Raw genomic sequence first — 11,178 nt, forward strand, 5'->3', positions numbered from 1 at the left:
AGCGCATGATTTACACCTCGACACAGATCAGTTGCACGCCACACGCCTTAATCACTTGGCAGTCTTTTTCCGCCAAGTTGTTGTCGGTGATTAAAGTGGTGACTTGATCCCAAGGTAGTTCTAAATTTGGTATTCTTCGGCCGATTTTGTCAGACTCAACCATCACCACCACTTCACGTGCCGCCTCTGCCATCACTTGGCTTAAGCCCACTAGCTCGTTGAATGTTGTGGTACCTCTTTCAACATCAATGCCATCGGCACCAATAAAGAGTTGGTCAAAATCATATGAACGTAATACTTGCTCGGCCACCTGCCCTTGAAATGATTCCGAGTGCGGATCCCATGTACCACCAGTCATCAATAAGGTTGGTTCATTTTCTAAAGAAAGCAAACGCTTAGCCACATTAATTGCATTAGTCATCACCACAAGCCCTCGCTTATTGCCTAGCTCTGGGATCATGGCCGCCGTCGTACGTCCGCTATCGATAATAATCCGGTTATGGTCTTTAATAAGATTGGCCGCAGCTTTGGCGATTGCCAATTTGCGAAGGGAATCCTGTTTGTCGTTGCTTTTTGCAACAATTTCTTGTGGCAATGCAATTGCACCACCATAACGGCGTAATAACAATCCGCTTTTTTCAAGTGCAGTTAAGTCCTTTCGAATCGTAACCTCAGATGTTTCAAACTCCAAGGCGAGTGCCTCCACACTGATCTCGCCTTGGCTATTTACCAAGTTCAGTATGGTGTGGCGGCGCTGCTGGGTGTTTCGTTTGGTCATAAGTACACCACCTAAGTTTCGGTTCGAAATTTAGGTGCATTTTAAACGAAACTTAGTAAATTACAATACCTGCTTTTTGGTTACCGCTCTTTTCATCATCATACAGCACATTTTTTCTTCCATAACCATGACAACACACCATAATGACTCGTTCCATCATCCACCTTAATGTGGCAAAGCAAGTTCAATTTTACAGTACCCTGCCGTTGCACTACCCGCTATTTCATCATACGCGGTTTCTTCCATAACCATGACAACACAACACAATGACTCATTCCGTTATCCACCTTAATGTGACAAAGCAAGTTCAATTTTACAGTGCTCTGCTGTTGCGGTACCCACCATTTCATCATACGCGGTTTCCATTTCTAATGTCGCCTTGGTAGCCCCCAACTCAACAAGGTGTACTTCCGCCTCTCTGAGTGAATTGAAAGTAAGGGTGTTGCCTTTTTTATCGGACGACAAGTGATATTCGCCGTTACCATCAAGTCCCCCCGCCAAATAGTGATTAGAATCTGCATAGCTTAATATAACCGCGTTTAAATCCTGTAGCTTAAAATGGTTTTTTAACTGCCTACTTTGCATATATCACCCAATTATTTTGTTCACCTGTTAATAAAACGTGCCTAAGTGACAAAGCGCTCACTTTTTGCTCAATTTATTTTCCTGAAGCAAGAAAAAAGGCGCCGAAGCGCCCTCTAGTAGGAAGTCAGTACGCTTATTCGTATCGTAAAATCAACGAAGGACGCGTATTTGCCGCTTTGAATGCAAGGCTCGCAACGGTCAACCAGGTAATCGCAACAACACTCAGTGTAGCAACTCCATATATCCAAATTGCTTGGTCAATCCGTTCATTAAAGTTATTTAACCAGTCTCCCATTAACCAATACACCAAGGGAATCGCAATAAGACCACCAATGCCTACAATGGCTAAAAACTCTTTCGACAGTAAGTTCACGATGCTAATTCGAGAAGCGCCCAGTACTTTGCGTACTGCCACTTCTTTTTGACGACGTATCGTCGCAAAAGATGCCAGCCCTAAAATACCCATACAAGTCAAGATAACCGCAAGGCCGCTAAAAATCACCACGAGCTGCTGCATCCGATGTTCATTAATATGTGCCCGTTTGTAGTCATCTTCGATTAAGCTAATATCAACCTCTGTGATTGCCAACTCTCTAATTACAATTCTTTGCGCCTCTTCCATGATTCGCGCTTTGTTAGCCCCTGGGCTTACTTTAATCACAATAGATGCCAATGGATCTTGAGCGCTTGCAACATTAACGGAAACAGGTAGCTGCTGCTGTCGTGCTGAGCCAATTTTCACATCCTTGATGATACCTACGACTTTTGCTTTGCCTCTGCCACTTTGCGTTGCCAGTGTTTGTCCAACCAGCTCTGCAGGATTAGCATAGCCCGCTTGTTTAGCTAAACTTTCAGACAATAAAACAGAGAATGAACTAATGCCTTGCTCGTCGGTTGCCATCCAATCGCTCGCATATTGTGGTGAGAAATCTCGCCCGGCAACAAGTTCGAAGCCTAAAGTCTCAGCTGCATGGAACCCGGTTGAAATTGATGGTTGAGTGCCTCTAAGTCGCTCACCATTAGGCCAAACTAAAAATAACTCTGAGGTCATATCATGTGTTAACAGTGTATTTGACTGTGTAACTTGTTCAACACCATTTAACGCTTTTAATTGGCTCATAAGACGATTATCATTCGCTTGATAAATCGCTTCAGTTGGTAGGTTTTTAATAATCACTCTATCTGTTTTGCTGTAGCCAACGGGTAAATCACCGATCAATGCCATTTGTTTGTATACCACGATAGCAGCGACAATCAAGGCAACAGATAACCCACCTTGTAGCCCGAGTGTGAGTTTGCGAACCCAAATGGCTGTTTTTCCTCGTTGCAAGTCACCGCTCAATACGCGCTTAGCGCTAAATGACGAAATGAATAGTGCTGGGTACAAGCCTGATAACAGACCAATTAATATCACAACAACCGCCACTAATACTAAAAATAGTGGTGAGAAGCTTAACGATAAGCTGCGCTCAAGTAATTGATTTGCTGACGGGATCATTAGTTCAACTAACACCAGTGCAATAAGGGCTGCAATCATCACGACAAACATGGATTCAGTTAAAAATTGAGAAATAAGTTGTGGTTTACTCGCTCCAAGCGCTTTTCTTACCCCAACCTCTTTGGCGCGCTTTGCTGCACCTGCGATATTTAAATTAATAAAGTTCACGCTGGCAATCAGCAACAATAAAACGGTTAATGCAATACACACTTGCATCACCAATGATGAACCACCTTGCTTCATCTCAAATGGACCACTGCTATTGAAATGTAGATCCTGAAGTTTATTCAGAGTCAAACCAAGTTGTTTATGGCGGCCGGTCGATTTTTCACGCATATTTTCTACCATATCAGCAACGATTAAATCCGGATCGGCATCTTCAGCTAAACGTAAATATACATAACCACGGATCGGGCTATTTAATACCGTTGGAATAGCAGCCAATGTATCAAATACAAAGTGCGTGTTGTCAGGTAAGTCAGCAAATACAGCGGCAATTTCATATCGCCCTTGTTCATATGACAAGGTTTGCCCTACCGAGTTCTCATTACCAAATAAACGAATCGATTCAGCTTGGCTAATCGCCAATTGACCCGGTCTCGTTAGCGCTTTATTTAAATCACCAAAAAGTACTTCTAAGTTAATAAAATCCAGTAAATTTGATGATGCAACTAACACATTACTCAACCGAGCAGTTTCACCTTTAATCGTTACATCGAGGATCATTGGTTCAGCAAAGTAACTGAGACTATGTGCATCTGTTAAAATTAACGCATCTTCCACTTGCGTGTGACTAAGCATTTCCAGCGCCAAATCTGAATCAGACGCAGCTATCATCTGTAGACCCCAAGGGCGATAATCAGTATGAACGCGGTAGACGCGATCTGCATTTGGATGCTGACTATCATATGATAATTCATAGGCCGCGAACAATGCGACCATAATGGCAGCCGCTAAACCAATACTAAAGCCCAGTAAGTTCAACATAAAGTGTTGAGTATCTTGCTTGATGGACCGAAGCGCGGTTTTAAAATAGTTAAATATCATTTTTCAATTTCCTTCTTCATACTGCGCCTTTGACTTACTAAGCAATGGCAACAGACTCATATATACTAAAACGTATATACTGCTACGCAGCCCCTGATACAGTGACAACTTCATTCGCTTTATCGAGTATCACTTGACCATCAAGTAAACGCACTAAACGGTCTGCGTAGGTGCCTTCTTTTTCTGAGTGAGTCACCACAATCACAGTTGTACCTTCACGGTTCAATTCACGCAGCATCGTCATCACTTCTTCGCCATTTTTCGAATCTAAGTTACCCGTCGGCTCATCGGCAAGGATCAGTTTAGGATTAATAACCAAGGCACGTGCCACCGCTACACGTTGTTGCTGTCCGCCAGAAAGTTGTTGTGGCAGATGGTCTGCACGATGGTCAATCGCGACGCGCTGTAAAATAGCTTCGACTCTTTGCTTTCTCTCCGCTTTAGAAATATTTTGATATTGTAAAGGCAGCTCCACATTCTCATAGACGGTCAATTCATCAATAAGGTTAAAGCTTTGAAAGATAAATCCAATTGACGCTTTACGTAGTTCGGCTAATTGTTTTTCGCTATAACCGGCGATATCTGTTCCCGCAAACTCAAAGCGGCCTCCAGTTGGAGAATCTAGCATGCCTAAAATAGACAATAGCGTTGATTTACCGCAACCTGACGGCCCCATTATGGCTAAGAAGTCGCCCTCTTCAACCGTTAAATTAATACTATTGAGTGCTGTTGTTTCAACATCTTGCGTTCTAAAAACGCGGCTTAAATTATTTAACGTAATCATATTTCTGTCCTTAATTCGGTTCACTTACACTATTTTTATTGTTGTACGTTCAGATGTTCAGCTTTATCAAAACTACCGTAGCTTGATGTGATCACCTTATCGCCTGCCTCTAAACCGGCCAGCACTTCAAAGTAATCTTGATTTTTTTTACCTATACGAATGTCGCGTCGCACAGCTGAATCACCCGATTCGGTAAATACATAGGCCCAATTGCCGCCGGTACTGGTAAAAAATGCACCGCGATTAAGTAACAAGGCATCTTGTTTATTGCCGCCTAACATTAATTCAACCTCGATGCTCTGACCTCGTTTGATACTGTCAGTGCCAGTTGGCAAATCTACTTCAATTTGAAACTGTGATTGCTGTACACGACTGTCTATTTTACTCACTCCAGCCTCTACTATCTTGTTGTCAATCTGAACCATCACTGGCATATCTCGTTGAACTTGATTTAAGTAAAACTCATCTAAACGTACCACAAGCTTATATTCATTAGGAATATCGACCTGACCAAGGCGAGCGCCTCTGCTTTTTGACTCGCCAATCTCGACATCTAGCTCACTTAAGTACCCTGTGACTGGTGACTTTACCAACAAATTGTTTAGGTTATTCCTCGCAAACTGGAGGTTTTTTTGCAGCATTTTAGCACTGTCCTCCAACTGTGCGACTTGCACTTCACGTATCGAGTTTTCTTGCTTTTGTCTCTCTAGCGTCAGTTCTTTACGCGCCTTGTAATAAGAGAGGTCATCCTTGATCTCAGAGAGTTCATCCTTGGCTAATACACCTTGTGAAACAAGGGAGTTAGACTGTTTATATCGACGCTCTAGGTGACTTATCTGCAAATCAATTTCAAGAATATCTCGACGCAAATTCAATCGATTTGTTTCCATATTCATTTGCGTATTACGTAAAAAATTCAATTGCTCTGTCACCTGAGCTTCACGACCCATCACATCTAATTGCAAATTCGTATTGCTTAAACGAACCAAGGGTTGTCCTTTTTGCACAAATTCACCTTGCTCCACCAATCGCTCCTCGACTTGGCCTCCAGCTATCGTATCAAGATAAACAGTTGTTTTTGGTACCACCTGACCTCTTAAACTTAATGCATCTTTAAACGCGCCTTGGCGCACAGTACTCACCGTAATACTTTGCTTTGATACTTTTTGACTGCGCCCTTCAGACCCCGTTTGACTAAACCCATAAGCCACAGCAGTCACACTGAGTACGGCTGCAACGATTGCCCCTTTTTTAAAATGCTTTTGTAATCCTGAGCGTTCTATTTTTTTATCCATCATTCAATTCCTGCTGATATTTGTTACTGACCGCTGATAACGGCATATGCAGTAGGTAATCCAAATTTCATGCCAAAATAAAAGAAGCATTATATCAATAAGTTACAGAAATAAATTTTAATATCCTTCATTAGGTGTCCGATAATAGAACACTACGACAATTCACCAGTGCCCAAAAATGGACATCCCATACTTAAACCAAGTAGTATGACGCTAAGCTCACATAAAAACACAAAACAGGATCATTCATGAAGCAAGCGGGCTCTATTTTAGTTGTTGACGATAATCCGGATATTTTGATTGCAGCGCGACTCCTTTTGAAACAACATTATCAAGTTGTAAAAACAACAGATAACCCATTCGACATTGAAGGCATTATCAAGTCACACACAATTGAAGTTATTCTGCTAGACATGAACTTTACCCAAGATGCAATCAGTGGCAAAGAGGGGTTTTATTGGCTAAAAAAAATCATCGCACAAGACCCTCGCATTGTTGTTCTTTTAATGACAGCTTATAGCGATATTCAACTTGCTGTAGACGCAATAAAAACGGGCGCATCTGATTTTATCGCTAAGCCTTGGCAAAACGAGCAGTTGCTAGGCGCCGTCGCTGCCGCATTCGCACATGCACAAGATAAGCAAAAAGTAGACAAACTCACACGACAAACACAAGGGTTAAATCAAGCGCTGAGCCAAAGTAAGAAAAGCGCCACATTTGATTTTTTAGGCCAAAGTGCCGCGATGCAACAGGTGTTTTCTACCATACAAAAAGCCGCCCAAACCGATGCAAATATATTGATTTGTGGCGAGAGCGGCACCGGAAAAGAACTTGCAGCACAAGCAATCCATCAAGCCAGTTTACGTCACGAAAATCCATTAATTAGTCTCGATATGGGGGCTATTTCCGGCAATATTTTTGAGAGCGAATTATTTGGTCATAAAAAAGGCGCATTTACGGATGCCAAAACAGACAAAGTTGGTCGATTTGAGCTTGCCCATGGCGGTAGCTTATTTTTAGATGAACTGGGGAACCTGCCTCTGGCGCAGCAAGCAACACTCTTAGCAGCCCTGCAAAATAGGCAAGTGACGCCGGTCGGTGGTACAAAGCCCATCGATGTCGATATTCGTTTGATCTGTGCAACCAATGATAATCTCACTGATGCCGTTAATGAAGAGAGATTTCGCCAAGATTTATTATATAGAATCAATACGATAGAAATCCGGATCCCCCCTTTAAGAGAACGCATAGACGATATACCTCTACTGGTAAATTATTATTTAAAACACTATGCGCAAAAATATAAACGCGAACTCAGCATTAACGCTTCAGATATGGATGCACTTTGTCAGTATCCTTGGCCGGGAAATGTACGTGAACTAGCGCATGCAATTGAGCGCGCCGTAATTTTAAGTGATGCGGATACGCTAGATATAGGGACTGTCGTGGGCCAAACTCCGACGTTAGAAAGCCCTCAAGCAAACACATCGCAGTCCACTACAGAATACGATACATTTGATTTAGAAATTTTAGAGCGACGCGCAGTTCATGCCGCATTAAAGCACTATCAAGGTAACGTCAGTCATGCCGCAAAAGCATTAGGCTTAACGCGCGGTGCTATGTATCGCCGTTTAGAAAAGTATGATTTATAAACGCATTCTCAATAAGGCACATCCAAAGGAACTCTCAGCGTGATCAACACAACTTCCAACTCCATGCTTATCTTAGCCCTAAACCTTGCAGGTCTATGCATCTGTGCTAGTGCGTTAACTTACTTGTATATACAATATGGGTTTTCTGCAACATGGGTACTTATTTTACTCGTTGCCGTATCTTTAAATGGATATATATTCTCATTATTTCAAAAGCACAATAAACGCTTAAGTCATGTAATAAAGGCACTCGCAAATGGTGACAGTACACTCGGGCTAGGCGTGCAAGATCCTATGAGGCAACACTTTGAAAAAGTTAAAAAACAAATGCAATCCGCTCGTTTTAGTGCAGAACAACAAGCACAGTTTTTACAAGCACTTTTGGTGCATGTTGATTTAGCTGTTTTGGTCTGTGACGATCAGGGAAATATCATAGAATCTAACCCAGCATCGGCTAAACTATTGGGTATATCGGCCAACCATTTGTCGCAACTCCAACATCTTGGCCAACTTGTTTTAGCAACGAATAAACGCCTTCGTAGCAGTGCACAATGGCAACAAGGTGAGCAACAAGACACCTTGTCTATACAAGTAAGTGTTGCTGAAATACAAGGACAAATACGTAAGATTATTACGTTACACTCAATACATGATGCGTTGCTTCTAAAAGAGCAACAAGCCTATAAGCGATTAACGCAAGTACTAACTCATGAAGTAGCAAACTCAATCACCCCATTATCGTCAATTGCTCAAACCTGCCATAGCTTGATACCAGACTCACTGACATTTACGGACCAAGAAGATAAACAAGATCTCAGTTTGGCGCTAAATACATTGGCATCGAGAACCAAGCACTTAGGTGAGTTTATTGAACGCTTTAGAAATGTGAGTAGTTTACCCAGCCCAACACTTGCACCATTACAACTACAACCGCTATTAGAGCAAATAGTCTCACTACACAATAGTCAGCTTACTCAACATCACATTACTTGCTCAATTAGTATCAAAACGTCGCAATTGATCATGTTAGACCTTGGGCAAATAGAACAAGTGCTGATCAATTTGTTTAAAAATGCCATTGAGGCCATAAAAATTGCCGAAAAAAATTCATCAACCTCAAGTGAAGAGCGTTTGATCACGGTCACTTTGGACCAAAACAGTGCTCAACAAGTATATGTTGAAATTACTGATTCTGGTTTAGGTGTCGCCGAGCATGTTAGAGAGATGATATTCGTGCCATTTTTCACAACTAAACAACAAGGTTCAGGTATCGGCCTTAGTTTATCAAGACAGATTATGGTCAACCATGGTGGGGATTTAGTTTATGTTACACGGGAAAGGGGCGCCTGCTTTCGCTGTATTTTTGGTTAACGAGCAAGGCACAATTAAAGAACGTGCGTGCTCATTAGATTCAATGAGCACGCAAATTTAGTTACTTATTACAACCTATTACAATAAAGCGAGATAATTCCTCCTGTTTCAATATCCCTTTGTGATCAGTATCTATCGTGATTGATTCAATGTTGTTCGCACTATGTTGTGCCATATAGTCATTATACGCTTGTAAACAATAAGGTGATGCGCCAGCATAAGCACCTCTTAATACCACACCGCTCGCCACAGTCGGGACATAATTATCAAACCAATTTGTTTGCCTTTGAGCCAACAAATTAACGCGATCTAACAACTCACTATCAATAGGGTCATCTTTTATATGACACTCATTCTCTACTGGGGTTACATGGTATGATTTAACCATTTGTATTGATTGCTCAAAATAAACATCAACAAAGGTAAGCTCTACTTGAAAACCATTACCACGAAGTATATTGGCCGCTTCTAAAGCCAGAACTCCACCAAATGAATGACCTACCAATTGAATCACCATATTTGGCTTAACGGTTGCCGCAATCGCTTCAGCAAGCTGCTCTGCATTTTCAGTGAGGCTTTTAAATGGCTGTAAGCCATCGAGCAAGCCTCGATGTGGACAGCCATATACATTAATATTATGCGATGCAAGCGTCGAGGCTAACCAAGCAAAATCATGTTCAGTGCTTGCAACACCGGGTATTAAAAATACCGATCTACGGTGCACTTGAATGTCCGACATCGCTCGGACTAATGCACCGTCAGCTTGCAATGATTTACCATCACATAATCGCGCCATAGCCTCAATGGTCACAGTACTAAAGAGATCATTAAGTGAAATCTCAACCCCAAAACGCTGCTTCATTTGCGCGCACAGACGCAACATTAATAACGAGTGACCCCCTATTTCAAAAAAGTTTGCCGTGGTGCTAATACCCACCGCTTCAATGCCTAATAATTCAGACCAAATCTCAACCAGCCCTAGTTCGATCTGTGTTTGTGGGGCAACATAATCACCTTGTAGCGTGGCACCTTTGGGGGTTGGCAGCGCCCGTTTATCTACCTTGCCGTTTGGCGTCAACGGCCATTCATGCACCACCATCAAGACACTGGGTACCATATATTCTGGCAATTGCTCAGTTAAAGCGCTCTTTACTTGCTTCATAAATAACATGTGTTCTTGTGTTTCAAGTCGCTCCGAGGGCTGAATATAGGCGACTAATTGTTTACCACCGGCCACCATTTTCGTCATCACTAGGGCTGACTCAATTTGTTGCTGCTGCACTAATTGTGCTTCGACTTCACCAAGTTCAACCCTAAATCCACGAATTTTGACTTGATCATCCGCACGACCAATGAACTCTAACGTACCGTCGACTAAATACCTTACCAAATCTCCCGTGCGATATATTCGTTGTGAACTATGTGGATCATTAGCATTAAAATAGGGGTTTTCAATAAACTGCTCTGTTGTCAGTTCTGCGCGATTTAAATAACCTCGAGCCAACCCATCCCCCCCAATATATAACTCCCCAACAGCACCAAAAGGGACAAGCTCAGTATTCAAATCAAGTATAAGTAATTGATTGTTAATATTTGGTTGCCCGATAGAGACCGTGCTACATTTTGCATCTGCTTCAGACGTACAATACGTTGACGCTGTAATCGTTGCCTCTGTTGGGCCATATGTATTCATGAGTTGAACATGACGACCCAGCTTTTGATAATGGTGAGATACTGTGGATGGTGTTAATGCCTCACCCCCAACAATGACTAACCTTATAGATGTGTTTGTAAAGACCCCTTTATCAACCAATAATTGCGCCCAAAATGCCGTGGGTAAACTAACTACAGAGACTGTATTCTGCGTGCAAAAACTGATAAATTCTTGTAATCCTTGTCTGCACTCGTCATTACTGATAACTAATCGGGCTCCCTGACACAATGTACCAAAGAACTCTTCAACAAAGATATCAAAGCAAATATTTGAAAACTGCAACACAGCATCATTATCATCGACATGATAAGTTTCGCGAATATGCTCTTGGTAGTTAGCTAAAGCACGATGCTCGATCATCACTCCTTTGGGCTTACCTGTTGAACCCGACGTATAAATCACATACGCCAAATTACTGGACGATAGCCCCAACGCTCCCTTATCTAAATTATCA

The 11,178-nt window shown here is 42.1% G+C and carries 8 protein-coding genes; 2 read left to right on the top strand and 6 right to left on the bottom strand.

What is annotated here, in order from left to right; genetic code table 11:
* Positions 1 to 10 precede the first annotated feature (10 nt).
* The 5 genes from J8M01_RS05150 to J8M01_RS05170 all read right to left on the bottom strand — a co-directional run bounded on the left by J8M01_RS05150 (position 11) and on the right by J8M01_RS05170 (position 5,987).
* On the bottom strand, positions 11 to 778 hold the full coding sequence (locus tag J8M01_RS05150; protein ID WP_211057238.1) for a DeoR family transcriptional regulator: 768 nt from the start codon (positions 776 to 778) through the stop codon (positions 11 to 13).
* Positions 779 to 1,066: 288 nt separating this feature from the next.
* A complete protein-coding gene (locus J8M01_RS05155) occupies positions 1,067 to 1,363 on the bottom strand; it encodes a DUF6482 family protein (RefSeq protein WP_211049377.1) in 297 nt (98 codons plus the stop codon).
* A gap of 133 nt (positions 1,364 to 1,496) precedes the next feature.
* Entirely contained in the window at positions 1,497 to 3,908 is a 2,412-nt protein-coding gene (locus J8M01_RS05160) for an ABC transporter permease (RefSeq protein WP_211057239.1), read from the bottom strand.
* Between the two features lie 82 nt (positions 3,909 to 3,990).
* Positions 3,991 to 4,692, bottom strand: a complete 702-nt coding sequence (locus tag J8M01_RS05165) for an ABC transporter ATP-binding protein (RefSeq protein ID WP_211057240.1) — start codon at positions 4,690 to 4,692, stop codon at positions 3,991 to 3,993.
* Between the two features lie 35 nt (positions 4,693 to 4,727).
* Positions 4,728 to 5,987 (bottom strand): HlyD family efflux transporter periplasmic adaptor subunit, encoded by a 1,260-nt coding sequence (locus tag J8M01_RS05170; protein WP_192509217.1) that lies wholly within the window; start codon positions 5,985 to 5,987, stop codon positions 4,728 to 4,730.
* 248 nt (positions 5,988 to 6,235) lie between these two features.
* Between J8M01_RS05170 and J8M01_RS05175 the strand changes: the two genes are divergently transcribed.
* Together J8M01_RS05175 and J8M01_RS05180 are read left to right on the top strand one after the other, a co-directional pair.
* A complete protein-coding gene (locus tag J8M01_RS05175) occupies positions 6,236 to 7,639 on the top strand; it encodes a sigma-54 dependent transcriptional regulator (protein WP_211057241.1) in 1,404 nt (467 codons plus the stop codon).
* Positions 7,640 to 7,702: 63 nt separating this feature from the next.
* Positions 7,703 to 9,010: an ATP-binding protein gene (locus J8M01_RS05180; RefSeq protein ID WP_211057249.1), complete on the top strand. Its 1,308-nt coding sequence runs from the start codon at positions 7,703 to 7,705 to the stop codon at positions 9,008 to 9,010.
* A gap of 61 nt (positions 9,011 to 9,071) precedes the next feature.
* Here the strand turns inward: J8M01_RS05180 and J8M01_RS05185 are convergent.
* A partial coding sequence (locus J8M01_RS05185; protein WP_211057242.1) for an amino acid adenylation domain-containing protein occupies positions 9,072 to 11,178 on the bottom strand: 2,107 nt, incomplete at its 5' end.

This window comes from Pseudoalteromonas sp. MMG005 (assembly GCF_018101015.1).
GTDB lineage: Bacteria > Pseudomonadota > Gammaproteobacteria > Enterobacterales > Alteromonadaceae > Pseudoalteromonas > Pseudoalteromonas aurantia.